Origin of the sequence: Bradyrhizobium sp. AZCC 1588 (assembly GCF_036924735.1) — a bacterium.
Lineage (GTDB): Bacteria > Pseudomonadota > Alphaproteobacteria > Rhizobiales > Xanthobacteraceae > Bradyrhizobium.
On sequence record NZ_JAZHSC010000001.1, the window covers coordinates 5,450,503 to 5,476,627 of the forward strand.

Below are 26,125 nucleotides of genomic sequence, written 5' to 3' on the forward strand. Positions count from 1 at the left end.
GATAATCCAATCCTGACTGTGCGTCGTTGTTTACAGGTCGAGCCACTCTTCCACGGGTCCCTTTGGCAGCGGGACCATGAACCAGCGCTCGAAAATCAAATAGGTGACGAGGGGCATGCCGATTGCCACCGCCAGGACGGTGATCCAGTTGTATTTGCCCAGCCATCGCATGAACCATGCGATGAAGATCATCGAAGCGATGTACAGCCCGATGAACGGCATCGAGCCGACATAAATGGCGGTGGGAATGACCACGCTCAGAACCTGACGAAGCTGTCCCCATTCCGCGAACAGTCCGTCATTGTCTTCGCGCAGCCCGTGCCACAGATTGATCCCGCTGGAAGCGACGATGAAGAGCCCGATATAGAACGGGAAGAACCCGGCGCGGGGGCCCTCAGCGCCCCAATTGATCCCCGCCTTGAGGCTGCCTGCGATCACGATCACTCCGAACAGAGCGATCAGTAGGGTGACGCCTGCTTCCACGAGCTTGTGGGTCGGGCCGGTGTTGCTCGAACTGCCTGTTGTCATCGAAACTCCATGCGCAATCAAGCCCGCGGAAACCGAGCCCGCCGTCTGCGTTGCTACCCCAATCGATAAGTGCTTCTCGGTCAGTTGCTCGGAGCGAGGAAACCGGCCTCTTTCATCAGAGCCTGATGACGCTTGTCCTCGGCCTCGACCCATTTGGCGTATTCTGCGCCGGTCAGGAAGGTCGTGTTGAAGGCGCCGCTCTTCATGAATTCCTGCCACTCAGGAGTGGCGCGAACTTTCTTGAACAACTCGACATAATACTCGACCTGGTCCTTGGTGGCCCTGGGCGCCATGAAGATGCCGCGCAGCATCAGATATTCCATGTCGAGACCTGCCGACTTACAGGTCGGAATGTCCTTCCAGGCCTTGCCGTCCGCGATCGGCTCGTCGTAGGCCATCGGCTTTGCATCAAAAACGCAGAGGGGACGCAGCTTGCCGCCGCGCCATTGCGCGACCGCCTCGATCGGATTGTTGACGGTCGAATCGACGTGGTTGCCGACGAGTTGAACGGCGACTTCGCCGCCGCCCTTGTAGGGAATGTAGGTGAACTTGGTGCCGACGGCTTTTTCCACGGCGACGGTGATGATCTGATCTTCCTGCTTCGAGCCGGTGCCGCCCATCTTGATCGAGCCGGCGGGCGCGGCCTTCACGGCATCGATGTACTCCTTCGCCGTCTTGTACGGCTTGTCGGCGTTCACCCACAGCACGAATTCATCCAGTGCCAGCATCGCGACGGGCGTGAGATCTTTCCAGCTAAACGGAATTCCGGTGGCAAGCGGAGTGGTGAAGAGATTGGAGAGCGTAATGATGATCTTGTGCGGATTTCCGCCCGATCCCTTTACGTCGAGGAAGCCTTCGCCGCCGGCGCCGCCGGACTTGTTGATGACGACCAGCGGCTGCTTCATCAGATTGTGCTTGGTGACGATGCCCTGGATCGTGCGCGCCATCTGATCGGCGCCGCCGCCTGTGCCGGCGGGAATAATAAATTCGACAGGCCGCACCGGTTCCCACGCTGCAATTGCAGGAGCCGTGACGCTGCTTGCGCACAGCGCTGCAATCGTCCCTAACGCAAGTTGTGTAGAACGCCTCATGTGTTTCACTCCCGTCGAACTGTGGTTACGCCGTTCTTTGCCGGCTTATTAAGTTCATTCCCGATCAAACGTTCGGGTCTTCATGCACCCATGATCGTCGCGCCGCAATGGTTGCCTCAACGCGACTCCCGCAGGTTCGAATTGTACGAGGGGCCTGATCGGGCGGCATCCGCTCCTTTCGGCCAATTGTGAGTCTGAGAAGGGCAAGAAGAGGGGAAGGCACGCTCACGCTGCCTGTTTCTGCGATATCGCCTTCGCTGTCCCTTGCGGACTGCACGGCCTAGCTCCCCCCTGGTATGCGCCCTTGTTCTGGTATGAGCGTTCTAAGAATTGTTGTATATGATATGCCACAACGCAAATGGTTTTTGGTTTTGATAGAAGCCTAGGCCAATTTGTCGCAGGTGGCGCCCAAACAGGCAATCGGTGAGTGGATAACGAAAACGGCCCCGGAAACCGGGGCCGTTGATCGAAATACAACCGATGATTGCTGTGGGTCTTCGCGAGGTATCGCGCAAAAAAGCCCTTATTGTAGAAGCATCAGAGCCCGAAAGGGGGGAGGTCACCGTTGCGAACCGCAATGCGGCTGCTCGCGATCAGCAGGCGGTCGATGGAAGCCATCAGGCGGCCGAACAGGGTGGGGGAGGGCAGGAGGCCGATGGATGCAGTCTTGGACATGGATGTCCCCTTTCTGAAGTAGCGGAGAAGCTCCGCTTTCGTGATACGTGGACAATTTATGTATACCAGATACCACCAACAACGGCTTTGTTTGCATAGCAGCAATCGGACGTTTGCATTGCAGCAACGGGTCGATGTGCTGGCACTCCAGAATGAAAAAGGCCGCCGGAAACCGGCGGCCTTTGCATTCCAGAATCCCAGACTGCTTATTCCGCCGCCTGCTTGCGCGGCGGCTCGAGCGCGCCGGAGTCGTGGATTTCGGCGACCTGGTGATCGCTGAAGCCGAGGACCTGCGGAGGATCTCGTCGGTTTGTTCAGCGGCGAGCGAGAGCCGCGAAACTCACAATTGATCCTGACCGGGCCGTTCGGCTTTAAGCATCCATGACCTATGAACTCGAACCGTTCCGGCCGGGGCCACAGTCTTCCGTGAACATGCCGTTGCTTGTCCTGGCTCGGGCATGCACGACCGCGGTATTCATGACTTATCCCGCGTGTCTGAGTTGGCTCATGGACGCTTGGCAAATGACAGCAACCCGGGCCGGTTTGGTTCAGGGGGCATTTACAGCTTCGTTTGCCGTCTCCTTACTCGTCGTCTCCTTTCTGTGTGACAGGTTCGGCGCAAAGACCGTGTTCACCTGGGCAGCTATTTCGTGCGCTGCGTCCGCTCTCTTCTTTGCGACGTTCGCACGATCCTTCGAGAGCGCACTTGTATGCATGGCGCTTCTGGGGCTGGCGCAGGGTGCCACCTACACGCCTGCCATCATGCTTGTTTCGACCAACGCGCCACCAGATCGCAAGGCTTCGGCCGTCGGGTGGGTCCTCGCAGGCATGTCGGCCGGCTACGTGCTGTCCATCGTTCTTGCGAACGCGATGCTTGCGACCGCAGACTACCGACTGGCTTTTGCCGTAACAGCCGGCGTCGCAGTTGTAGGCTCGGCGCTCAGCATCGCCGCCACTTGGAATGCACGCGATCAGGTCGTGCAAATTGACCCGGGCAAGACGTCGTCTGATAGTCCTTGGAAGCGTCAGGCTCGGCTACTTACCCTCGGATATATTGGACATACGTGGGAGCTGCTCGGAGCGTGGGCATGGATCCCTGCGTTCCTGACCGCGTCGTTGCTATCACAAGGTCGAATGACCGGCGTGGAGATTGGCCTTTGGATAGCGGTCACGCTCCACGTTTCGGGCTTCTTTGGCTCTTTCCTGTCCGGGTACGCAGCCGATCGCTTCGGCGCGAAACCGGTCCTGGTGGGCTTCGCGTTGGTGGGTGCCGCGTGTTCCCTCGTCGTAGGCTGGCTGAATGAGCTAAATGTCGCGCTGCTGCTTGCTGTGGTCGGGGTCTACGGCTTCGCGATCATTGGCGACTCGTCGGTGCTTTCGTCCGCCATGACTGACGCAGTACCGGCATCGCAACTGGGCCGGGCGCTTGGCCTGCGATCAATCTTGGGCGTTGGGGCGGGGTCCGTGTCGCCCATTGTGTTCGGCATGGCGCTCGACATGACGCCCGCTTCTGTATCGTGGGGGCTGGCTTTTTGCACTTTAGCCTTCGGCGGGGCGCTGGCTTTCGCCTGCGCTATTGCATTGCGGAGGTGACTCCTATTGGGGCCCATAGCCGACCTTGCTTCTGCTATCCCCAACGTCCGCTTGCCTTCATAAAGCTGCCAGCCCTTTAAAGGTACCGCATCTTCGATGCGACCTCCCTGCGAGCGGGAGAGGTGCAGCGGGTGGCTGCCGTACCGATTCAACCTGACTTCCTCCCGCCCTAACAAAAAGGCCGCCGAAACCGGCGGCCTTTCGTGCTGTTCGGATGGCGTCGTTACTCCGCCGCCTGCTTCCGCGGCGGCTCGAGCGCGCCGGAGTCGTGGATTTCGGCGACCTGGTGATCGCTGAAGCCGAGCACCTGGCGCAGGATCTCGTCGGTGTGCTCGCCGAGCAGCGGCGAGCGGCTGACCTCGCTCGGTGAGTCCGACAGCTTGATCGGATTGCCGACCGAGATGTACTTGCCGCGGGTCGGGTGATCGACCTCGACCACGGTGCCGGTGGCGCGCAGCGACTGGTCCTCGATGATCTCCTTCATCGAAAGGATCGGGCCGCACGGGATATCGTCCTTGTTGAGGATTTCCATCGCCTCGAACTTGGTCTTGGTCATCGTCCACTGTTCGATGCGGGCGAAGATCTCGTTGAGGCGCGACAGTCGGGCAGGCGGCTTGGCGTAATCGGGATGGGTCTTCCAGCCCGGTTCGCCGATCACGTCGCAGATCTTCTCCCACACCGGCGCCTGGGTGATGAAATAGAGGTAGGCGTTGGGATCGGTCTCCCAGCCCTTGCACTTGACGATGCGGCCGGGCTGACCGCCGCCGGAATCGTTGCCGGCGCGCGGCACGGCGTCGCCGAACGGAATGCCTTCGCCATACTGGCTGTATTCCTTCAGCGGGCCATGGGCGAGGCGCTGCTGGTCGCGCAGCTTTACGCGCGCAAGATTCAATACGCCGTCCTGCATCGCTGCGGTGACGCGCTGGCCTTTGCCCGAGTGCGTGCGCTGATAGAGCGCGGTGACGATGCCGAGCGCCAGATGCAAGCCGGTGCCGCTGTCGCCGATCTGCGCGCCGGTGACGAGCGGCAAACCGTCGCGGAAGCCGGTGGTCGAGGCGGCGCCGCCGGTGCACTGGGCTACGTTCTCATACACCTTGCAGTCTTCGTACGGGCCGGGACCAAAGCCCTTGATCGAGGCCACGATCATCTTCGGGTTGAGGCTGTGGATCTTCTCCCAGGGGAAGCCCATGCGGTCGAGCACGCCGGGGCCGAAGTTTTCCACCAGCACGTCGCAGCTCTTGATCAGCGCGGTGAGGACTTCCTTGCCCTTCGGGTTCTTGGTGTCGAGCGTGATCGAACGCTTGTTGTGGTTCAGCATGGTGAAATACAGGCTGTCCACGTTCGGGATGTCCTGCAACTGGCCGCGCGTGATGTCGCCGACGCCGGGGCGCTCGACCTTGATCACGTCGGCGCCGAACCACGCCAGCAATTGCGTGCAGGTCGGACCCGACTGAACGTGGGTGAAATCGAGAATTCGAACGCCCGTGAGCGCCTTTGTCATCGTTATTGCTCCGTACTGTGTCTGTACTGCGTGATGCAGATTGAATGGATGGAAGTCGGTTACTTCTTTTTCAGGACGCTCTGCGGATTGAGGTTGCCGATGCGGCCGCTCTCCGAGCCTGCCGCCGGATCGATCACGGCGTTGATCAGCGTCGGCTTGCCGGAATCCATCGCCGCGTTGACGGCACGCTTCAATTCGTCGGGCGAGGTGGCGTTGATGCCGACGCCGCCGAAGGCTTCCATCATCTTGTCGTAGCGCGAACCCTTGACGAACACCGTCGTCGCCGGATCTGAACCGCCCGTATTGACGTCGGTGCCACGGTAGATGCCGTCATTGTTGAAGATGACGATGCAGACCGGAAGCTGGTAGCGGCAGATGGTCTCGATCTCCATGCCGGAGAAACCGAACGCCGAGTCGCCTTCGACCGCGAGCACCGGCTTGCCGGTTTCGACCGCGGCCGCAATCGAATAGCCCATGCCGATGCCCATCACGCCCCAGGTGCCGACGTCGAGCCGCTTGCGCGGCTTGTACATGTCGATGACGCCGCGGGCGAGGTCGAGCGTGTTGGCGCCTTCGTTGACGAGGATGGCATCCGGCCGCTCCTTGATGATTGTGCGCAGTGCGCCGAGTGCGCCGTGATAATCCATCGGGGAAGCGTTGCTCATCAGCTTCGGCGCCATCTTGGCGACGTTGTCGTCACGCTTCTTGTTGACGGTCGAGACCCAGTCGGCCGGCGCGGCCGGCCAGTTGCCGCCCATGCCCTCGAGCAGAGCGGATACGCAGGAGCCGATATCGCCGACCACGGGGGCCGCGATCTCGACATTGGAATCCATCTCCTTCGGCTCGATGTCGACCTGGATGAATTTCTTCGGCGCATCGCCCCAGGTCTTGCCCTTACCGTGCGACAACAGCCAGTTGAGGCGGGCGCCGATCAGCATCACGACGTCGGCGTCTTTCAGCACGGTCGAGCGCGCGGCACCGGCCGACTGCGCATGCGTATCCGGCAGCAGGCCCTTGGCCATGCTCATCTGCAGGAAAGGCGCGCCGGTCTTTTCGACAAAGGCGCGGATCTCGTTGTCGGCCTGCGCGTAAGCCGCGCCCTTGCCGAGAATGATGAGGGGGCGCTTGGCGCCCTTGAACACGTCGAGCGCGCGCTTGACGGCCGGCGGGGCAGGGATCTGGGCGGGGGCTGCGTCGATCACCTTCACCAGCGACTTCGCGCCGGCGCCGGCGTCCATCACCTGGCCGAAAAGCTTCGCCGGCAGGTCGAGATAGACGCCGCCCGGACGTCCCGACACCGCGGCGCGGATCGCGCGGGCGAGACCGATGCCGATGTCGGCGGCATGCAGCACGCGGAATGCTGCCTTGCAGAGTGGCTTGGCGATCGCAAGCTGGTCCATCTCTTCATAGTCGCCCTGTTGCAGGTCGACGATCTCGCGCTCGGAGGAACCCGAAATCAGGATCATCGGGAAGCAGTTGGTCGTGGCGTGGGCCAGCGCGGTGAGGCCGTTGAGAAAGCCGGGCGCCGAGACCGTGAGGCAGACGCCCGGTTTTTTGGTGAGAAAGCCGGCGATCGAGGCCGCATAGCCGGCGTTCTGCTCGTGACGGAACGACAATACGCGCATGCCCGCGGCCTGCATCATGCGTCCGAGGTCGGTGATCGGGATGCCCGGCACACCATAGATAGTATTGATGCCGTTGAGCTTGAGCGCATCGATGACGAGATGAAAGCCATCCGTCAGCTCTTGCTCGGTGCCCGGTGCTTCGGACTTGGTCGCGGTATTCAGCATGGGCTTCATCTCCCTGATCGTTTTGGTTCGGACGATTTTTCGTCGTCTTCTGGTGCGAAGGTTCGTCTAGCTAAAAAGTTCCTGCCCGTGCGCTTCGACGTAGGCGGCAAGGCCCAGCGTGTGGTCGCGCGCGCGCTTCTCGGCGAGTTCGGTGTCGCGTGCTTCCAGCGCTTCGATGATGCCAAGATGTTCGGGCAGCGAGGTCGCGGTGCGGTCTTTCCGTCCGATGGTCAATTGCCGATAGCCGCGCACATGCAGCAGGAGATCGTTGGTCAGATCGACCAGCACCGGCGATTCCGAAAGCGAGATCAGCGCCTGATGGAACGCGATGTTCGCCTTGGAGTATTCCTCGACATGATCCTGCGGCAGCCGGTCTTTGCCAAAATCCTTGAAGAAATCGCGCAGCGCGGTGATGTCCTTCTTGCGCGCGGTGGTCGTGATCAGGCGCGCGGCCATGCTCTCGAGTGCGGCCCAGGCGCGGATCATGTCGACGATCTCGGTCTTGGTGCGGCGGACCACGACGATGCCGCGACGCGGCACGGTCTTGACGAAGCCATCCTGTTCGAGCATCGCGATGGCTTCGCGAATAGGGGTGCGGCTTACGCCGAGGCGTTCGGACAGCGCGCGCTCGTCGAGCATCACTTGCTCGGGTGTCGCATAGATATCCATCTTGAGAATAGCTTCCTTCAAGGCCTCGTAGGCCTTGTTCTTGAAGCTCGTCTCAGGCGCAATCCGAACGATTGCGATATCTGCCTCAGCCATGACAGGCGGCGCCTTGGTTTGTTTACGTGCGGGCACGACTCGTCTCCTCCCTGTTTTGGAGACGTCTTCTTAGCAGAAGAAACACCCGAAGATTTTTGGCATACCAAATACCAGGATGTCAAGATGCCCGTGTTTTCGCTGTTTCCGCGCGATAGTTTGTCTTGACAATCTAATCTCTGGCATACCAAATGCCATAAAACTAGCCCCAGGAGGAAGCCAATGTCAAATTCTGCAGATGCGGCCCGCAAGATCGCCGAGCCCAGCGCCCAAGAGGCTGTCCGCCGGGTGCTCGATACGGTGAAAGCCGAGAAGCGCACGAGCCTTACCGCGCCGGAAGGCAAGGTGGTGTGCGATGCCTATGGCATCCCGGTTCCCAAAGAGGGCGTGGCCAAGTCTGCCGCTGATGCATCCAAGATCGCATCCAGCATGGGCTTCCCGGTGGTGATGAAGATCGTCTCGCCGGACATTCTCCACAAGACCGAAGCCGGCGGCGTCATGGTCGGGGTAAAGACCGCGGCCGATGCCGAGAAGGCCTATGACACCATTCTCGCCAATGCGAAGAAGTATAAGGCCGATGCCAAGATCGAGGGCATCCAGGTCCAGCAGATGCTGGCGGGCGGCACCGAGGTCATCGTCGGCTCCATTACCGATGGTTCGTTCGGCAAGCTTGTCGCCTTCGGCCTCGGCGGCGTGCTGGTCGAGGTGCTGAAAGACATCACCTTCCGTCTCGCGCCCGCGACCAAGGACGATGCGCTGTCGATGCTCGACGGCATCCAGGCCCACGACATGCTGAAGGGCGTGCGCGGTGGCGATCCGGTCAGCCGCGATGCGCTGGCTGACGTCATCGTCAAGGTCTCGCAGCTCGTCAGCGATTTTCCCGAAATCGTCGAACTCGATCTCAATCCGGTATTCGCCACCAAGAAGGACGCGATTGCCGCCGACGTGCGCATCGTCGTCGATTTCGATTACAAGCCGCGTCCGGCGCCGCGCCCGACCGAAGAAATCGTCGCGGCGATGAACCGCATCATGCAGCCGAAGGGCGTTGCCGTGATCGGCGCCTCCGCCGAGGACGGCAAGATCGGCAACTCCGTCATGAAGAACCTGATCAACGGCGGCTACAAGGGCGAGATCTATCCGATCCACCCGAAGGCCGCCGACATCCTCGGCTATAAAGCCTACAAGAGCGTCAAGGACGTGCCGGGCGTGATCGACACAGCGGTGTTCGCGATCCCTGCGAAGTTCGTCGCCGGCGCACTGGCCGAATGCGGCGAGAAGAAAATTCCAGGCGCCGTGCTGATTCCGTCGGGCTTTGCCGAAGCCGGCGCGCCTGAATTGCAGGCCGAAATCGTCGAGGTCGGCAAGAAGTACAACGTCCGCCTGATGGGGCCGAACATCTACGGCTTCTACTATACGTGGTCGAATCTCTGCGCGACGTTCTGCACCGCCTACGACGTCAAGGGCCATGCGGCTTTGTCGTCGCAGTCCGGCGGCATCGGCATGGCAATCATCGGTTTTTCGCGCTCGGCGAAAATGGGTGTGTCGGCGATCGTCGGTCTCGGCAACAAGTCCGACATCGACGAGGACGATCTGCTGGCGTTCTTCGAGCAGGACCCCAACACCAACCTGATCGCCCAGCACTGCGAGGACCTGAAGGACGGCCGTGCGTTTGCGGAAGCCGCCAAGCGCGTCTCCAAGAAGAAGCCGGTGGTGGTGCTGAAGGCGGGCCGCACCTCGGCCGGCGCCAAGGCGGCCTCGTCGCACACCGGCGCGCTCGCCGGCAACGACAAGATCTACGAGGACGTGTTCAAGCAATCGGGCGTGATCCGCGCCCGGTCCTTGCGGCAATTGCTCGAGTTTGCGCGCGGCGTGCCGGTGTTGCCGACGCCAAAGGGCGAAAACGTGCTGATCATCACCGGCGCCGGTGGTTCGGGCGTGCTGCTATCGGACTCCTGTGTGGATAACGGCCTGTCACTGATGCAGATGCCGCCGGATCTCGACGCGGCGTTCCGAAAATTCATCCCACCGTTCGGCGCGGCCGGAAATCCTGTGGATATCACCGGCGGTGAGCCGCCGATCACCTATGTCAACACCGTCAAGCTCGGTCTGTCGGATGAGCGCATCCATTCGCTGATCCTCGGCTACTGGCACACGATCGTGACGCCGCCGATGGTATTCGCCCGCAACATGGTCGAGGTGAAGAAGGAGATGGAGGCCAAGGGCTTTGTGAAGCCGATCGTCGCCTCGCTCGCCGGCGACGTCGAGGTCGAGGAGGCCGCCGAATATCTCTACCAGAACGGCATCCCCGCCTATGCCTATTCGACCGAACTGCCGGTCGAGGTGTTAGGGGCCAAGTACAAGTGGGCGCGCGGCGCGGGCTTGCTCTGAGACTGAGTCGTCATTGCGAGCGAAGCGAAGCAATCCATCGCGCAGAAAGCTGGATTGCTTCGTCGCTTCGCTTCTCGCAATGACGGCGTTCTAGATAGCATCTTTGCGATCACCTCTCCCCGCCAGAGCGGGGAGGGAGTCGGCTAGCGCTTTTGTCTGACTGACGGGATGCAGGTCGCGATGAAGAGAGACGTGATCCGGCGCAAGGCGATCGAGCCGAAATCCGGTGCGGACCAGGACGAGAACGCCCGCGACGGCGGCGTCCAGTCCGTCGATCGCGCACTCTCCATCATTGAAACGCTTGCCGAAGACGACGAAGGCTATCGCCTCAGCGATCTCGCCATCCGCACCGGCCTTTCCACCTCCACCGTGCACCGCCTGCTCGGGACGCTGGAAAGCCGCCGCTTCGTGCAGTTCGATCGCACCGAATCGAAATGGCATGTCGGTACGCGCGCCTTCACGGTGGGAGCAACCTTCGCCCGCCGCCGCAATTTCACGGCACAGGCGATGCCTTATTTGCGCAAGCTGCGCGACCTGACGCGGGAGACAGCGAATCTCGCCGTCGTCGACGACGAATTCATCATCGTGCTGACCCGTATGGAAAGCCGTGAAATCATGCGTTCGCTGACCAAGGTCGGCGGCCGCGTCGCGATGGTCGCCTCCGGCGTCGGCAAGGCGGTGCTGGCGACCTATTCCAACGAGGACGTCAGCGCGATCATCCACCATCACGGCATGCCGCGGCTGACCGAAAAATCGATCGTGCGGCCGAGCGATTTGTTCAAGGAACTCGAAAAAATCCGCCGCCAGGGGTTTGCGATCGACGACGAGGAGGCCTGCATGGGCCTGCGCTGCATCGCCGCCGTGGTCTACAACGACTGCGCCGAGCCCTTGGCCGCGATCTCCGTCTCCGGCATGACAGGCCGGCTGACCGACGAGCGGCTGCCGTCGCTCGGCCAGACGGTGCGGGAAGTGGCGGCGGAGTTGACGGTGGCGCTCGGCGGCGTGATGCCGGTGGCGAGGGCTGGCTGAACCTTGGCCGCGAAGAGCAACATTGTCGAACGAAATGCTGTTCTCACTCCAGCGAGCCGCAACGAACTGGCTGAAACGACCGTGAACAAAACGGGACGGAAACGATTTTCGAAGCAAGAAAAACAATAGCTTCGAAGCGGTCTTTGCAGGGACTTTCCTTCATCCAAGGGAGCGCGCATCCAGAACCGGTGGCAGGCCGCTTGGCGGGAACTCTCCAGCGGTCCTGAGGGTAGTGTCTGAGCGGTTCCCCGATCACCTGCGACGCCCGTCAAGGGTTCGCCTTACCTTTACCGGCGCGGCACGTTAAGGTACCCAGCAAGTATCGTATCCAAGAAGGCAGTTCAGAGCCGGATGAAAGTGGAGTTAGTGTCGGCGCAGCGCAGAAGACATTCCTGCCAAAGACTTTCCAGGAGAGCTGCGTGTTCTTCTGAGGGAGGAAGTCTCTCGTGATGGGACGTCCGGCGAGCGCCGGTAATCGTCTCCTCACCGCGTTGCCGCCGGCAGACCTCGCGTTGCTCGCCCCTTATCTCCAGAAGGTGTCGCTTGAACAGGGCGCCGTGGTGATACGAGCGGAAGATCGACGCGAGCATGTTTACTTTCCGCATAGCGGGGCCATCTCCTTCATGCTCGGCCTTCCGAACGGAGAAACCATCGCAACCGCGGTAATCGGGCGTGAGGGAGCGATCGGCGCATTATCAGTGCTGGGACCCTCTTTCTTGTCGTCCGTGACCGCGGTCGTGCGGGTGGGCGGCACGGCATCGCAAATCTCCGTGTCGCGGTTTCATGCAGCCTACATGGAGAGCGGCGCCATCAGACATGTGGTCGAGGCGCACACGAGGTCGATACTCATGCAGTTCCAGCACGTCTCAGCCTGCAACGGACTGCACTCGGTTGAGGCCCGCATGGCCCGGTGGCTGCTTCACCTCCACGATCGAACGGAGGACAACAACATCCTATCATTAACGCAGGGAACGCTTTCGCAGTTGCTCGGGGTCCGACGAACGACCGTGACGCAGGTGATTGCAAAACTCCGCGCCTTAGGCGCCATCAGATCCGCTCGGCGGGGCTTGGTCGAAATCGACAGGGCGCGGCTCGAGGAAGCTACCTGTGAATGCTACGACATCATACGTTGTGCAACCGATCGGATCGTCCCCCATGAAGCCGTGGGGTCGCGCCCGCATTTTGCGTCGGCCGACAAACTCCAGGGTGCATGATCGTTTTCAACCTGACATAACCGCCTACAGACGGCCACGAGGACGCTCAAGAAATCGCAACGTCCGGATGCTGTTGGTTGGCTACTGCTACGGCATTCGTTCCTAAGCAGACCAAGATGAAGTACGTAAAGAATACGTACAGAAGAATATGCCGGATGCCAATTTGATCGGCCGTGGACATTTGCCCGGGAAGCTGAACAATTCAACGCAAGAAAATGCGAGGGGAGAAAGCATGGGCCGGAAGATCGCGATCGTCGGAGCGGGTGCCGTCGGCGGATATGCCGGCGCCCATATGATGCAGGCGGGCGAGGACGTTACGTTCATCGATCCCTGGCCCGAGCATGTCGAGCATATGAGGAAGCAGGGGCTGCGCGTTACCCACGCGATGGACGTCGCGGAATTCTCGGTGCCGGTGCGCGCGCTCCACGTCACGGACGCGCAGCGGCTCGCCAAGGAGAGGCCGGTCGACATCGCCTTCGTCTGCATGAAATCCTACGACACCGCCTGGGCCACCATGCTGATCCAGCAATATCTGGCGCCGGACGGGTACGTGGTATCGCTGCAGAACTGCATGAACGAGGAGACGATTGCCGGCATCGTCGGCTGGGGCAAGACGCTGGGCTGCATTGCCAGCAGCATTACGGTGAACCTGCCCGAGCCCGGCCATATCCACCGCGGCGCCGGCAAGGGCGGGGCGGCGCACACGGTGTTTCGCGCCGGCGAGGTGCACGGCCGTATCACGCCGCGGGCGGAGGAAGTCTGCCGCCTGGTCGGCTATTCCGACAGCGCAAAGGTGACGGAGAATCTCTGGGGTGAGCGCTGGTCGAAGCTGGTCGCCAACGTCATGGGCAACGGGCTCTCGGCCTGCACCGGCCTGCCGGGCGGAGAAATCCTGCAAAGCGATCCGCTGCGCCGGTTCTCCACCCGGCTCGGCAGCGAAGCGATCCGCGTCGGGCAGGCGCACGGCTATCAGCTTGAAGAGATATTGCATCTGCCGCCGGAGATGATCGCGCGGGCCGGCGAGGGCGACGAGGAAGCGATGCGCATCTGCGACGAGCAGCGCTTCAAGGACAGTAAGCGCACGTCTTCCCAGCAGCGCCCCTCGATGGGTCAGGACATGCAGAAGGGCCGCCGCACCGAGATCGAATTCCTCAACGGCTTTGTCGTGCGAGAGGGCGAGAAGCTCGGCATCGCCTGCACGGCAAACGCGGCGCTGACCGATATCGTCAAGCGCGTGGAGCGTGGCGAACTCAGCCCCGATCCGCGGCACATTACGGAACTGCGGATGAATTGAATGTCGTCTAGTTGATGGGCCCGCCGCGACCTAAATGTTCCATATCCGGCTCTATTCTCGTTATCCCGGTCATCCGGTTGAGCATGATCGTGATGAGCCACAGAACGATGCCCACCCCGATCAGGACACCGGCGACCCGGTACTGAACGGGGTCACGGCCGGTCCAGGGACTGGCGAGGAAAGCGCAAAACACAGCGCCCAGGATCGGCAGAACGGTGGGTGTGCGAAAGTGCTGATGACTTACAGAATCGCGCCGAAGCACCAGCACCGCAACGTTAACCACCGTGAAAACGCATAACAAAAGGAGCGCGGTGGTGCCTCCGAGTGCCGGCACCTCACCGACGAATGTGATCAGGGCAAATGCCAGCAAGGTCGTGAAGCCGATGGCGACATAGGGCGTCCGCCGCATCCTGTGTACTCTCCCGAGAGCTGGCGGAAGCACATGCTCGCGGCTCATGCCATACACAAGGCGGCTGGCCATGAGCATATTGATGAGAGCGGTATTGGCCACGGCAAACATCGTGATGAATCCAAAGATCCAAATCGGAAAATTTGGCGCGCCCTGTTGGACGACCTTCAGAAGCGGTGTTTCGCCTTCGCCCAATTGCTCCGGCGCCACCAGGGTGATTGCCGAGACCGAGACAAGGACATAGATGAGACAGGTAATCACAAGGCCTGCAAGCAGCACCTTTGGAAAGTGACGACTTGGATCCTTGCATTCCTCGGCCATGTTGACCGAATCCTCGAAGCCTACCATGGCAAAGAATGCGAGCGTGGTCGCGGCAATCACCGGCCAGAACATGCCGCCGTCAGCGGTCGAACGAAACTGAATGACACGCGAGACATCGCCTTGGCCCAACCCGATCGCCCAAAGGCCGATCACTATGATGATCAGCAGTCCCGTCAGCTCCACACAGGTGAGAACGACGTTAGCTTTCAGACTTTCGCCAACACCGCGGAAATTGACTGCAGCAACGACTGCCATGAAAGCGAGACCGGTAATCGTGATGGCAAAGGCCGATAGGTTGAGGCCCATTGCGTTCGACATGTTCGCGGCGAAAGCCCGGGAAGCGGTCGATGCCGAGGTGATACCTGAGCACATCACCGCAAATGCAACGATGAACGTGACAAAATGGATGCCGAAAGCCTTGTGAGTGTAGAGGGCCGCGCCCGCGGCTTTTGGATATTTCGTGACCAGCTCGAGATAGCTGAACGCGGTCACAAGGGCGACCACAAACGCAACCACAAAAGGCAGCCATACGACACCGCCGACCTGCTTCGCCACCTGGCCTGTGAGCGCATAGATTCCGGTGCCGAGAATATCGCCGACGATGAACAGCAAGAGCAGCCAGGGACCCATGACCCTACGAAGGCTGGGTTCAGTGGCGACTGATTGAGTACCCGCGTTCATGGGGACATCGGTCATCGCACGTCCTTTTTATCGGTGGCGCCAGCGCAGTCTACTGGTAGTTGAAGGCTTTGTGCAATAATTCTGCCTGGGGTCCGGCGGTGCGAATTGGCTGAACGCCGGAACCATTGCCAGTTACAGGCATTCAATTGGCTGGCTCGAAGCCGATCTCAGGAGGACTTGGATCATGCGATTGATCACATCAACGGCGATACTGGTCCTATCGGTGCTTCCTGCGCTCGCCGATCGCGCGGTCACCGAAGACGAGCGCGCAAAGCTTGTCGCTGCGGTTCAGGTCGAGGGATGTTCGGGAGGCAAGTTCGAGATGGATGAAGACGACCAGCAGTTTGAGGTCGATGACGCCGTCTGCGCAGACGGCAAGAAGTATGACCTCAAGTTCGACATGCAAATGAAGTTGAAGCGGAAAAATCTGGACTGAGTTCCGGACGCGCATGCGCGGGCGAAAGCAGTCACTTGATGCCGTAGATTGCCAGTTCGTCCGCGACGTTTGGTCTGAGGGCCAGCGCCGCGGAGATGTCGGCCTTGCTGCCCTCGACATCACTCTTTTGCCGTTTGGCTATTGCACGTCCGTACAAAGAGGCCGCCTTTTTCGCATCGATCCGCAGTGCGGCGTCATAGTCGCCGATGGACCTGTCGAGCGCTCCCTTTTTGAGGTAGGCAATGCCGCGGGTGTGGAGGATGTTGGCGTCGTCTGGCCGTATCCGCAGCGCTTCATCGCAATCGGCCAGCGCGGCGTCGAACGAGCCGAGGATCGCTCGGAACAAGCAGCGATTGTTCAAGGCATAGACATTACGGGGCTCAAGCTTCAACGCTTGGCCGAGATCTTCCATGGCACGATTGTAGTCTTGCTTACCTCCATAGGCGCCGGCCCGACGCAAGAATGTCCTCGCATTTCCGGGATCCGGGTCCAGTTTGATCGCGTGGTCATAGTCGGCGTCGGCGCGACCACGATCGCCCTTCAGCTTGAAGAGCAGCGCTCTTGTGAGATAGCCGGTTGGGCACTCGGGATCGAGCTTGATCGACTGGTCAAGATCTTCGATGGCCCGGTCGTATTCGCGCTTGTTCGCGTAGGTAGTACCGCGCGTCAGGTAGGCGCGAGCGTTACCGGGGAACAGCCTGATGGCTTCGCCGAAATCCTCGATCGCATGTTCATAGTCGGCCATTCTGACATAGGCCTCTGCGCGAGCGAGAAAGGCGAGCGAAGAGCTGGGGTCGATGGCTATCGCACGATCATAGTCTTCGATGGCCTTGTCGAACTGCCGGTTTCCGGCGTAGGCCGAACCTCGGTTCAAGCGGAAGTGAGGGTTGTCCGGATCGAGTTCGATAGCCTGGTTCAACCGTTCGATCGCCTTTTCAAAGCCGCCGGCGAACATCACTGGAGCCGCGCTTGCGGCCAGGCGGCCTGCCTCTCTGTTCTTGGGCGGCCCATCCGGAATCTTGCCCGCGGCCGAGGGTGGGCTATTGCTGCGGCAGGCCGAGACGATCCGCTGTCGCTGCTGATCCTCTGCCTGAGCCGGATCAGCCATTCCACCAATGATGACCAAGCATGCCGGCAGGGTGAAGGCCAGTTGCCTGAACGAGGCCGTTTGAAGGGGAAGCCTGTGATGCCAACGCCAGAACTTTTTGTCCGCGTACGAGCCGAGCACTTCACGACTTCCCAACCAAAGCATTTCGCAATTTCTTCCGCCGAACCCTGATACAACGTTAGCATGTATTGTTGCCAAGCAAACCAGTCTTCTTAATGCGCGCATTTCCATCTCGTGATGGAAGTAACCCGTTGATTTATTGTTCCTTTCGTCGATCCCTCCCACTCCGCGGGAAATAAAATCACCCGCGTTGAGATTGCGTCTCGTCGCCACGAAGATCGCCGCCAGAGCCAACACTGTTTGAGCGAGGCGCGACATGGCGAAGATGCGGGCGATCGATGCGGCTGTGCGGATCCTGGAGAAGGAAGGCGTGACCATCGCCTTCGGCGTTCCGGGCGCCGCGATCAATCCGCTTTACTCCGCGCTCAAGAAGCGCGGCTCGATCGGGCACATCCTGGCGCGCCATGTCGAGGGCGCTTCGCACATGGCCGAGGGTTATACCCGCGCCAAGGCGGGCAATATCGGCGTCTGCATCGGTACCTCGGGGCCGGCCGGCACCGACATGATCACCGGGCTTTATTCGGCGATCGCGGATTCGATCCCGATCCTGTGCATCACCGGGCAGGCGCCGCGGGCGCGGCTCTACAAGGAAGACTTTCAGGCAATCGATATTGAATCGATTGCCAAGCCGGTGACGAAATGGGCGGTGACCGTGCGCGAGCCGGCGCTGGTGCCGCGCGTGTTCAGCCAGGCGTTTCACATCATGCGTTCCGGGCGTCCGGGGCCGGTGCTGATCGACCTGCCGCTCGACGTGCAGCTTGCGGAAATCGAATTCGACGACGAGACCTATGAGCCGCTGCCGGTCTATAAGCCTACCGCGACCCGCAAGCAGATCGAGAAGGCGCTTGAGATGCTCAATGCGGCGGAGCGGCCGCTGATCGTGGCGGGCGGCGGCGTCATCAATGCCGACGCGTCCGAGCTGCTGGTGCAGTTCGCCGAGACGGTCAACGTTCCGGTGGTGCCGACGCTGATGGGGTGGGGCGCTATCCCCGACGATCACGTGCTGATGGCAGGCATGGTCGGCTTGCAGACCAGCCACCGCTACGGCAACGCGACCATGCTGCAATCCGACTTCGTGCTCGGCATCGGCAACCGCTGGGCCAACCGGCACACCGGCTCGATCGAGACCTACACCAAGGGCCGCAAATTTGTGCATGTCGATATCGAGCCGACGCAGATCGGACGCGTGTTCAATCCCGATTTCGGCATCGTCTCCGACGCCAAGGCGGCGCTGGAATTGTTCGTCTCGGTCGCCAGAGAGTGGCGCAAGGCCGGTAAGCTGAGGGAGCGGCAGGCATGGCCGGCGGCATGCCAGGACCGCAAGCGCACGATGCTGCGCAAGAGCCATTTCGACGACATGCCGATCAAGCCGCAGCGCGTCTATGAGGAGATGAGCAAGGCGTTCGGACGCGATACCTGCTACGTCAGCGTGATCGGATTGTCGCAGATCGCCGGCGCGCAATTCCTTGGTGTCTACGGCCCGCGCAACTGGATCAATGCGGGGCAGGCCGGCCCGCTCGGCTGGACACTGCCGGCGGCGCTGGGCGTGCGTGCGGCCGATCCGTCGCGCCAGATCGTCGCGCTGTCGGGCGATTACGATTTCCAGTTCCTGATCGAGGAGCTTGCGGTAGGCGCGCAGTTCAAGCTGCCCTACATCCACGTCGTCGTGAACAACTCCTATCTCGGGCTGATCCGCCAGGCGCAGCGCGGGTTCGACATGGACTATCACGTCCAGCTTTCCTTCGAGAACATCAACGCACCCGAGATCGGGGTCTATGGCGTGGACCATGTCACAGTCGCCGAGGGGCTCGGCTGCAAGGCGATCCGCGTCACCGATCCGAACCATGCGCAGGCGGCGTTCGCGACCGCACGCGAATGGATGGCGGAATTCAAGGTGCCTGTCGTGGTCGAGTTCATTCTCGAGCGGGTCACCAACATCTCGATGGGCACCGAGATCGACAACATCGTCGAATTCGAGGAGGTGCTCGATCTGCCGCTGGACGACACGCCGGCCAAACCGAGCGCGTCGCAATCCGGCAAGCTGCTGCCGGCATAACGCGAGGAGAATGAATCGTGCCGAAATTTGCCGCCAATCTCACCATGCTGTTCGGCGAGCAGCCGTTCCTCGATCGCTTTGCGGCCGCCAAGGCGGCAGGATTTAACGGGGTCGAATATCTATTCCCGTATGATTTCGAGAAGGCCGATCTGCGCGAGCAGTTGCACCAGCACGGCCTGACCCAGGTGCTGCACAATCTCCCTGCCGGCAACTGGGCAGCCGGCGAGCGCGGCATCGCCATCCTGCCTGATCGCGTCGACGAATTTCGCGACGGCGTCGGACGCGCCATCGATTACGCCAAGGCGCTCGATTGCCGCCAGCTCAATTGTCTGGTCGGCATCACGCCTGACGATGCTGATGCGACCGATCTCAACGAGACATTGATCGGCAATCTGCGCTTTGCGGCGGACGCGCTCGCCAAGCAGCAGATCAAACTCCTGATCGAGCCGATCAACACCATCGACATCCCCGGCTTTTTCCTGAACAAGACCGCACAGGCGCTTCAGCTCATGGCCGATGTGCGCTCGAGCAATCTGTTCGTGCAATACGACATCTACCACATGCAGGTGATGGAAGGCGACATCGCGCGAAGCCTGCAAAAGCATCTGCCGCGCATCGCCCATGTGCAACTCGCCGACAATCCCGGCCGCAATGAGCCCGGCACCGGCGAGATCAACTATCCCTTCCTGTTCCGCCATCTCGACGCTATTGGTTATCGCGGCTGGATTGGCTGCGAATACAAGCCGAGGACGACGACGGTCGAGGGCCTTGGTTGGCACGCGGCGCTGACGGCCGATACCTAAACAAGAAACGAAGTAAGGGGAGTTGAAATGATCGATATCGGCTTTATCGGCCTCGGCACCATGGGGCGCCCGATGGCGGGCCATCTCCAGGTCGCCGGCCATCGCCTGTTCCTGCACGATGTCGGACCCATTGCACCAGAGCTTGTTGCAGCAGGCGGCGAAGTCTGCAAATCGGGCAAGGAAGTCGCCGAGAAGGCCGACGTCGTCATTATCATGGTGCCTGATACGCCGCATGTGGAGGCGGTCTTGTTCGGGCCCGGCGGCGTCGCCGAGGGGCTCTCCAAGGGGCAGATCGTCGTCGACATGAGTTCGATCTCGCCGCTCGCCACCAAGGAGTTTGCCAAGAAGGTGGAGGCGCTCGGCGCCGATTATCTCGACGCACCGGTCTCCGGCGGCGAAGTCGGCGCCAAGGCGGCGAGCCTCACCATCATGGTCGGCGGACCGGAGCGCGCGTTCAACGCGATGAAGCCGGTGTTCGACAAGATGGGCAAGAACGTCACTCTGGTCGGCGCCAATGGCGACGGGCAGACCACCAAGGTTGCCAACCAGATCATCGTCGCGCTGACGATCGAGGCCGTCGGCGAGGCGCTATTGTTTGCATCGAAGGCCGGCGCGGATCCGGCGCTGGTGCGCAAGGCGCTGATGGGCGGCTTCGCATCGTCGCGAATTCTCGAAGTGCATGGCGAGCGCATGGTGAAGCGCAATTTCGAGCCCGGCTTTCGTATCGAGCTGCACCAGAAGGATCTCAATCTGGCGCTGGAGGGCGCGCGTGCGCTCGGCCTCTCCTTGCCGAGCACGGCGCTGGCCCAGCAATTGTTCAGCGCCTGCACCGCTCATGGCGGCAAGGCATGGGACCATTCGGGAATGGTGCGCGCGCTCGAAATGATGGCAAGCCACGAAATCGCGAAAGCCTGATCTCTGTTTCTCCCTGTGACTGGAACCGCGCCGAAATTTCGGCGCGGCCCTTTTTGCTGCCGCATTGGAACCGGAACCTTCTCACGCCTCCCGTGGTTGAGACACATCATCAATTTACTGGAGAATGTGATGAATAATCGTTTGGCCGTTTCACTGATTGCGGCTTCGTTGCTGACCTCTGGCGCGGCATTCGCTCAATCGACAACCGCGCAAGGCGCCGCGGACGGCGCCGCCGCGGGCGCTGAAGTCGGTGGCCCGGTCGGCGCTATCGTTGGCGGCACGGTGGGTGCTGCGCTTGGCGCGGCCGTGGAAATTCCGAACGCCGTGATCAATTCCGTCCCACGAGACCGTTCTGTCGTGGTTCGTGAGCATGTGGTGGTGGGCGAGCCGCTGCCGCCGACCGTCCAACTGCGTCCGGTGCCGCGATACACCGAATACCGCTATGCGGTGGTCAACGATCGCCGCGTGATCGTGGAGCCGCGCACGCGCCGCGTCGTCAGGGTTCTCGACTAGAGCCGTTTCGGTTCTGATTGAAATCAGAACCGGGCTCTAGATTTTTGTCTTGACGCGTTTTCTTGATGCGAACCGGTGTTCACTTCGCTGGAAAACGCTCTAACGAACGCAGCTTTTACCGAGCCATCCTCGCGGGCGATCGTCCCGCGAGGATTTTTCTTGTCAGGATGCGCTATGGCGCGATCGCCTGATCTTCCAGTCGAGAACCATACTAGCCGCAAGCCCGACGGATGCCGCCAGCGCGTCGACCACAAAGTCTTCCAGGCGGGCGTGCCGGCCAGGCGCCCAGAACTGCAGGATCTCGACCAGGCCGGTGTAAGCGATGACGAAGGACGCCGTGTGCAACCGGTTGCGCGTGTGGGCCAATCCGAAGGCGAGTCCGAGCAGCACAAAGGCAAGCGCATGCTCCCCGTTCTGCCCGAGGTTTGAATGCGGCCGTTGTTCCGCCGGACCGAGTGTTACGAAGGCGATTGCCGCGGCAAGGCCCCAGGCGAATAGTCGAAGGATGATCGTCATCGGAATGGCATAGCACGATTTCCGTGCCGGCCATCCCATGCACACGGCATTGGCGATGTCTGTGGTTAATCGCCCCTCAGAGCGGCTCCCGTACGCCCATACCGTGCATGAAGCGCTCCCGGATCTGTACGGGATCGCGGCGGGTGGTGCCGACGCCTGGCTTGTCGTCGATGCGCACGCCGATCAGTGCCGGGCCCGCGGCCGACATGGACTGCTCGATCAGGCGCTCGAAGTCCTCTTCGTCCGCCGCCCAGGCGCTGTTGGCGAGGCCGCTCGCGACCGCGATGGCGACGATGTCGGCCACGGCGGCACCCGGCGTCGGTTGTGCGCCGGTGATCTGGTAGATGCCGTTGTCCATCACGATCATGGTGAGATTTTTGGGCGCCAATGTCGCGATCGTCGAGAGCGATCCCAGTTGCATCAACAGCGAGCCGTCCCCCTCCAGCGCGAACACGCGTCGATTCGGTTGCGCGAGCGCGACGCCGAGCGCGATCGGGAAGGCGAGACCCATGCTGCCGAGCATGTAGAAATTCTGCGGCCGGTGGCCGGCGGCCCACAGGTCGAAATTGGTGTTGCCGATGCCGCCGATCACGGCTTCCTCGTTCTTCAACTTCGCAATCAGCCGCGAGGTGAGGTCGAAGCGGTTCATGACCTTGGTATTGCGGGCAGGGGTATCGTTGGCGCTGTTCATGAGTCGCTCACTTGTCGAAGACTTTGCCGCCGGTCAGAAGCGGCGAGAGGATCAGGGCCACCGGTGCCTGTGTGCTGATGGCCTGCTTGATGGAGCGGTCAACGATGAATTCGAACTCGTCGAGCCTTGTCGCGGTGTGATGCTCCATCGCAAGCGAGTCCAGCACCGGCCGCATGGTGCGGCACACCAGCGACTGGCCGTAGTTGAACTCGCCGAGCGTGCCGCGTTCGGACACGAACATGATCAGCGGGATCTGATAGGGGATCGCCAGCGACGCCAGCACGTTTGCCAGAGTGGCGAATCCCGAAGTCTGCATCAGCACCGCGCCGCGCATGCCGCCCATCCAGGCGCCGGAGACGATGCCGACCGCTTCCTCTTCGCGCGCCGCGGGGAAGGTCGTGAAGAAGGGATCGGCGTGCAGGTTCTTGATCAGCGTCGTCAGGACGCGGTCGGGCACGTAGGGGACGAGGCGGATATCGTTGCGCTTGAGGGATTGCAGCACGATACCGTGCCAGCTCTTGTCAGAGGTTTCGGGCGAGGTTTTTTCCTCCGCAACCGCCATTTTGGTCTCCTTAACCCGCGACGTCTTTCGTTCGCGCTCATCCCTGGAGCGGCGAAACTTGACGTCATCGGCGGGATTGTCAACATGTCCCGATCGTATCCGGCTCTGCGCCGCGCGGCGCTACACTCGGCATGCGACGATGTGAGATAAGTAAGAAAAATATCGGGAGGGGACGCTATGGGCAGGTGGTTCCGGATCGCTGCTGTTGCGGCGGCCATGCATGTCGTATGCGGCGGCGCATTCGCCCAGACGTTTCCGTCCAGGCCCGTGCATGTTTTCGTGCCTTATCCCGCCGGTGGCGGTGTCGATGTCCTGACGCGCACGCTTGGCGATGTCGTCTCCAAGCAATGGGGGCAGTCGGTTGTGGTGGAGAACCGTCCGGGTGCCGGTGGCGTGATTGCCTCGCAGGCGGTCGCAACCGCTCCGCCTGATGGCTACACCCTGATCATGGTGGCGAGCGGCCACGCCACCAATCCGTTCCTGTATTCCAAGATCCCCTATGACACGTTCAAGGATTTCACGCCGATTTCGCTGCTGGCGTCGTCACCCAATATCCTGCTGGTGAGAGCGGACTCTCCCTTTAAGACGCTGGCCGAGATGATAGGGGCGGCAAAAGCCAAACCTGGAAGCCTGTCGTTTGCGCATGCCGGCAACGGTACGTCGACGCATCTCGCCGGCGAGCTCTTGAAGAACCTGGCCAAGGTCGATCTCACCGCCATCCCCTACAAGGGCGGCGCGCCTGCGATCAATGACCTGCTCGGCGGACAGGTTCCGATGTCGTTCAACAACGGTCCGGAATCGGTCGGACAGCTCCAGGCCGGCACGCTTCGCGCGCTCGCGGTCACCACGGCTGCGCGCGCGCCGTTCCTGCCTGATGTACCCGCGATGTCCGAGACCGTGCCGGGCTATGACACCGGCGTCTGGTGGGGCCTGCTCGGACCGGCCGGAATGCCATCGGATGTGCTGGCCAAACTCTCGCAGGATTTTGTCGCGGCGTTGAACACGGACGCGGTCAAGCAGCGGCTGGCCAAACTCGGCGCCCAGCCGATCGGCAGTACGCCGCAGCAATTCGATGCCAAAATCCGTGCCGACTACGAGAAATGGGGGCCGATCATCAAGGCCGCCGGAATGAAAGCGGAATAATAACGTGGCGCCTCCAATAATTCCGGCCTGCCTGCCGCCACGCGAAGTCACCCGTCCGCGCGTGCCGTTGCCGCCAGGCGCCTGCGACACGCACGCGCATGTGTTCGGACCGGCGGATCGTTTCCCCTATGCGGACGATCGCAGCTACACGCCGCCGGACGCGCCGCTGGAAAAATACCTCGGCATGCTCGATGCGATCGGCTTTGCGCGCGGCGTGCTGGTGCAGGGCAGTGCGCACGGCCGCGACAATTCGGCGATGCTCGATGCGCTGAAGCGGCAACCGCAGCGCCTGCGCGGCGTCGCGGTGGCCGACGCCGAAATATCGCCAGGCGATCTGCGCGCGTGGAATGCGCTTGGCGTCCGTGGCTTGCGCTTCAACCACTTCTTTCGCGGTGGGCAGTTGCATTATCGCGGCGGCGTTCCGTTGAGCGAAGCGGAGAAACTTGCGCCGCTCATGGCCGAACTCGGCTGGCATCTGCAGTTGTGGATCGACGTCAAGGATTTGCCGCAGACGATACCGCTACTGAAAACGCTGCGGCTGCCGGTCGTGATCGACCATATGGGCCGCACCGACGCCCGCGCCGGAATCTGGACGGAGGGATTCCAGAGCTTGTTGCGCGCCGTCGACGAAGGCTGGTGCTGGGCCAAGCTGTCGGGCGCGCATCGCCTCAGCCAGAACGCGCCTGATTATCCCGATGCGCGGCCGTTTCATGAAGCGCTGGTGAAGACCAATCCGGAGCGGCTGGTGTGGGGCGGCGACTGGCCGCATCCGCGTGTCGAGGGCGAAATGCCGGATGCCGGGCACCTGCTCGAGTTGTTTCAGACGTGGACGCCTGATAAGGCGACGCAGCACCGCATCCTCGTCGCCAATCCCGCCAAACTCTACGGTTTCCGAACTGAAAGTTGCCAAGAAACATGACCGTCAACAACAAGCGCGTGTTCTACGTCAAATATCTCGCCCACGAGATCTATATCGATATCCTGAAAGCCCGCGTCGATGTGCGGCTCGACCGGCTTGAGAACGAAACCCCGGATGCCATCGCAGCGCCGATCTTGTCGGCGGCACATGCCTATCAGGTCGGCGCGGCGCGCGACGAGATCGCCAGGCATTTCCATGTCGACCAGGATTTGTTGCGGCGGGCGCCGAACCTCCTGATCGTCTCCTCGAACGGCGCGGGCTTCGACCCCGTCGACGTTGACGCTTGCACAGCGGCCGGCGTCCTCGTGGTCAACCAGTCCGGCGGCAACGCCAATTCGGTCGCCGAACATGCGCTGGGGATGATGCTGACGCTGTCCAAGCGCATCCTCGAATCCGACCGCGCGCTGCGCCGCCAGGCCAATGTCAATCGGAACGCGCTGATCGGCAACGAAGTGCAGGGCAAGACGGTGGGCATCGTCGGGATCGGCAATGTCGGCCGCCGTATCGCCGAGCTCTGCAACGGCCTCTTGCATATGAAGGTGATCGCTTACGATCCCTATCTGACCGCGGAAGAAATCGCCGCCCGCGGTGGCGAAAAGGTCGAGCTTCACGATCTGATGCGCCGCTCGGATTTCGTCTCTATCTCCTGTCCCCTGACCAAGGACAATCGCCGCATGATCGGCGCCCGCGAGTTCGCGCTGATGCAACCGCACGCCTTCTTCATCACCACGGCGCGCGGCTTCATTCACGATGAGGAGGCGCTGTACGAGGCGTTGCGCGACAAACGCATTGCGGGAGCCGGCCTCGACGTCTGGGACAAGGAGCCGCCCCCGCCGGAGCATCCGCTGCTGCAGTTCGACAATGTGCTGGCGAGCCCGCACACGGCCGGCGTGACCAGGGAAGCGCGCATCAACATGGGCCGGATCGCCGCCGAACAAATTCTCGATGCGCTCGACGGCAAGCGACCGCCGCGCATCGTCAATCCCGAGGTGTGGTCCGACTACGCCAAGCGCTTCGAGCGGACGTTCGGATTTGCGCCGAAATAGGCCATCACCTCCGCGAGGGACGAT

At 61.5% G+C, this 26,125-nt stretch carries 24 protein-coding genes; 13 read left to right on the forward strand and 11 right to left on the reverse strand.

What is annotated here, in order from left to right; genetic code table 11:
• Positions 1–30 precede the first annotated feature (30 nt).
• The 3 genes from V1277_RS25310 to V1277_RS25320 form a co-directional block, all read right to left on the reverse strand.
• Positions 31–528, reverse strand: a complete 498-nt coding sequence (locus tag V1277_RS25310) for a tripartite tricarboxylate transporter TctB family protein (protein ID WP_334418641.1) — start codon at positions 526–528, stop codon at positions 31–33.
• An 80-nt stretch (positions 529–608) separates the two neighbouring features.
• Complete coding sequence (locus tag V1277_RS25315; protein ID WP_334418642.1) at positions 609–1,619, reverse strand: Bug family tripartite tricarboxylate transporter substrate binding protein; 1,011 nt, start codon at positions 1,617–1,619, stop codon at positions 609–611.
• Positions 1,620–2,156: 537 nt separating this feature from the next.
• Positions 2,157–2,294, reverse strand: coding sequence for a hypothetical protein (locus V1277_RS25320; protein WP_198028056.1), 138 nt, complete (start codon positions 2,292–2,294; stop codon positions 2,157–2,159).
• 432 nt (positions 2,295–2,726) lie between these two features.
• Between V1277_RS25320 and V1277_RS25325 the strand changes: the two genes are divergently transcribed.
• Complete coding sequence (locus V1277_RS25325; RefSeq protein ID WP_334420449.1) at positions 2,727–3,887, forward strand: MFS transporter; 1,161 nt, start codon at positions 2,727–2,729, stop codon at positions 3,885–3,887.
• Between the two features lie 223 nt (positions 3,888–4,110).
• On the opposite strand, the gene frc is transcribed toward V1277_RS25325, so the two are convergent.
• The 3 genes from frc to V1277_RS25340 form a co-directional block, all read right to left on the reverse strand.
• Positions 4,111–5,388: a formyl-CoA transferase gene (gene frc, locus V1277_RS25330; protein WP_334418643.1), complete on the reverse strand. Its 1,278-nt coding sequence runs from the start codon at positions 5,386–5,388 to the stop codon at positions 4,111–4,113.
• Between the two features lie 59 nt (positions 5,389–5,447).
• A complete protein-coding gene (gene oxc, locus V1277_RS25335; RefSeq protein ID WP_334418644.1) occupies positions 5,448–7,178 on the reverse strand; it encodes an oxalyl-CoA decarboxylase in 1,731 nt (576 codons plus the stop codon).
• A 66-nt stretch (positions 7,179–7,244) separates the two neighbouring features.
• Positions 7,245–7,940 carry a GntR family transcriptional regulator gene (locus V1277_RS25340; RefSeq protein WP_051379524.1) on the reverse strand — a complete coding sequence of 232 codons (696 nt, stop codon included), beginning with the start codon at positions 7,938–7,940 and terminating at the stop codon, positions 7,245–7,247.
• A 219-nt stretch (positions 7,941–8,159) separates the two neighbouring features.
• Between V1277_RS25340 and V1277_RS25345 the strand changes: the two genes are divergently transcribed.
• The 4 genes from V1277_RS25345 to V1277_RS25360 all read left to right on the forward strand — a co-directional run bounded on the left by V1277_RS25345 (position 8,160) and on the right by V1277_RS25360 (position 13,862).
• On the forward strand, positions 8,160–10,325 hold the full coding sequence (locus V1277_RS25345; RefSeq protein WP_334418645.1) for an acetate--CoA ligase family protein: 2,166 nt from the start codon (positions 8,160–8,162) through the stop codon (positions 10,323–10,325).
• Between the two features lie 180 nt (positions 10,326–10,505).
• Positions 10,506–11,354 carry an IclR family transcriptional regulator gene (locus tag V1277_RS25350; protein ID WP_334418646.1) on the forward strand — a complete coding sequence of 283 codons (849 nt, stop codon included), beginning with the start codon at positions 10,506–10,508 and terminating at the stop codon, positions 11,352–11,354.
• A gap of 449 nt (positions 11,355–11,803) precedes the next feature.
• Positions 11,804–12,568 carry a Crp/Fnr family transcriptional regulator gene (locus V1277_RS25355; protein ID WP_334420450.1) on the forward strand — a complete coding sequence of 255 codons (765 nt, stop codon included), beginning with the start codon at positions 11,804–11,806 and terminating at the stop codon, positions 12,566–12,568.
• Between the two features lie 232 nt (positions 12,569–12,800).
• Positions 12,801–13,862 (forward strand): ketopantoate reductase family protein, encoded by a 1,062-nt coding sequence (locus V1277_RS25360; protein ID WP_334418647.1) that lies wholly within the window; start codon positions 12,801–12,803, stop codon positions 13,860–13,862.
• Between the two features lie 7 nt (positions 13,863–13,869).
• On the opposite strand, the gene V1277_RS25365 is transcribed toward V1277_RS25360, so the two are convergent.
• Positions 13,870–15,288 (reverse strand): APC family permease, encoded by a 1,419-nt coding sequence (locus V1277_RS25365; protein ID WP_334418649.1) that lies wholly within the window; start codon positions 15,286–15,288, stop codon positions 13,870–13,872.
• A gap of 169 nt (positions 15,289–15,457) precedes the next feature.
• Between V1277_RS25365 and V1277_RS25370 the strand changes: the two genes are divergently transcribed.
• A complete protein-coding gene (locus V1277_RS25370) occupies positions 15,458–15,709 on the forward strand; it encodes a PepSY domain-containing protein (RefSeq protein ID WP_334418650.1) in 252 nt (83 codons plus the stop codon).
• A gap of 31 nt (positions 15,710–15,740) precedes the next feature.
• Here V1277_RS25370 and V1277_RS25375 read toward each other — a convergent pair whose 3' ends face one another.
• Entirely contained in the window at positions 15,741–17,195 is a 1,455-nt protein-coding gene (locus V1277_RS25375; protein ID WP_334418651.1) for a tetratricopeptide repeat protein, read from the reverse strand.
• Here V1277_RS25375 and gcl point away from each other — a divergent pair.
• The 4 genes from gcl (at position 17,194) to V1277_RS25395 (ending at position 21,224) form a co-directional block, all read left to right on the forward strand.
• Entirely contained in the window at positions 17,194–18,993 is a 1,800-nt protein-coding gene (gene gcl / locus V1277_RS25380; RefSeq protein WP_334418652.1) for a glyoxylate carboligase, read from the forward strand. The two genes, V1277_RS25375 and gcl, sit on opposite strands and share 2 nt — an antisense overlap.
• Before the next feature lie 17 nt (positions 18,994–19,010).
• On the forward strand, positions 19,011–19,796 hold the full coding sequence (gene hyi, locus V1277_RS25385) for a hydroxypyruvate isomerase (RefSeq protein ID WP_334418653.1): 786 nt from the start codon (positions 19,011–19,013) through the stop codon (positions 19,794–19,796).
• Positions 19,797–19,823: 27 nt separating this feature from the next.
• Complete coding sequence (locus V1277_RS25390; protein WP_334418655.1) at positions 19,824–20,711, forward strand: 2-hydroxy-3-oxopropionate reductase; 888 nt, start codon at positions 19,824–19,826, stop codon at positions 20,709–20,711.
• A 129-nt stretch (positions 20,712–20,840) separates the two neighbouring features.
• Positions 20,841–21,224 carry a DUF1236 domain-containing protein gene (locus V1277_RS25395; protein WP_334418656.1) on the forward strand — a complete coding sequence of 128 codons (384 nt, stop codon included), beginning with the start codon at positions 20,841–20,843 and terminating at the stop codon, positions 21,222–21,224.
• 162 nt (positions 21,225–21,386) lie between these two features.
• Here the strand turns inward: V1277_RS25395 and V1277_RS25400 are convergent, their stop codons facing one another.
• The 3 genes from V1277_RS25400 to V1277_RS25410 all read right to left on the reverse strand — a co-directional run bounded on the left by V1277_RS25400 (position 21,387) and on the right by V1277_RS25410 (position 22,993).
• Complete coding sequence (locus tag V1277_RS25400) at positions 21,387–21,740, reverse strand: VanZ family protein (protein WP_334418657.1); 354 nt, start codon at positions 21,738–21,740, stop codon at positions 21,387–21,389.
• Between the two features lie 76 nt (positions 21,741–21,816).
• Complete coding sequence (locus tag V1277_RS25405) at positions 21,817–22,431, reverse strand: thiamine pyrophosphate-dependent enzyme (RefSeq protein ID WP_334376339.1); 615 nt, start codon at positions 22,429–22,431, stop codon at positions 21,817–21,819.
• Between the two features lie 7 nt (positions 22,432–22,438).
• Complete coding sequence (locus V1277_RS25410; protein WP_334418658.1) at positions 22,439–22,993, reverse strand: decarboxylase; 555 nt, start codon at positions 22,991–22,993, stop codon at positions 22,439–22,441.
• 177 nt (positions 22,994–23,170) lie between these two features.
• Here V1277_RS25410 and V1277_RS25415 point away from each other — a divergent pair, with 177 nt between their 5' ends.
• From V1277_RS25415 to V1277_RS25425, 3 genes are read left to right on the forward strand one after another with little or no spacing between them, the layout of a single operon-like run.
• Positions 23,171–24,136: a Bug family tripartite tricarboxylate transporter substrate binding protein gene (locus tag V1277_RS25415; RefSeq protein WP_334418660.1), complete on the forward strand. Its 966-nt coding sequence runs from the start codon at positions 23,171–23,173 to the stop codon at positions 24,134–24,136.
• 4 nt (positions 24,137–24,140) lie between these two features.
• The gene (locus tag V1277_RS25420; protein WP_334418662.1) at positions 24,141–25,055 is read left to right on the forward strand and encodes an amidohydrolase family protein; all 915 of its coding nucleotides are present in this window, start codon (positions 24,141–24,143) and stop codon (positions 25,053–25,055) included.
• The gene (locus V1277_RS25425; protein WP_334418664.1) at positions 25,052–26,101 is read left to right on the forward strand and encodes a hydroxyacid dehydrogenase; all 1,050 of its coding nucleotides are present in this window, start codon (positions 25,052–25,054) and stop codon (positions 26,099–26,101) included. Before V1277_RS25420 ends, V1277_RS25425 begins: the two co-directional genes overlap by 4 nt.
• The last annotated feature ends 24 nt before the right edge of the window (positions 26,102–26,125 follow it).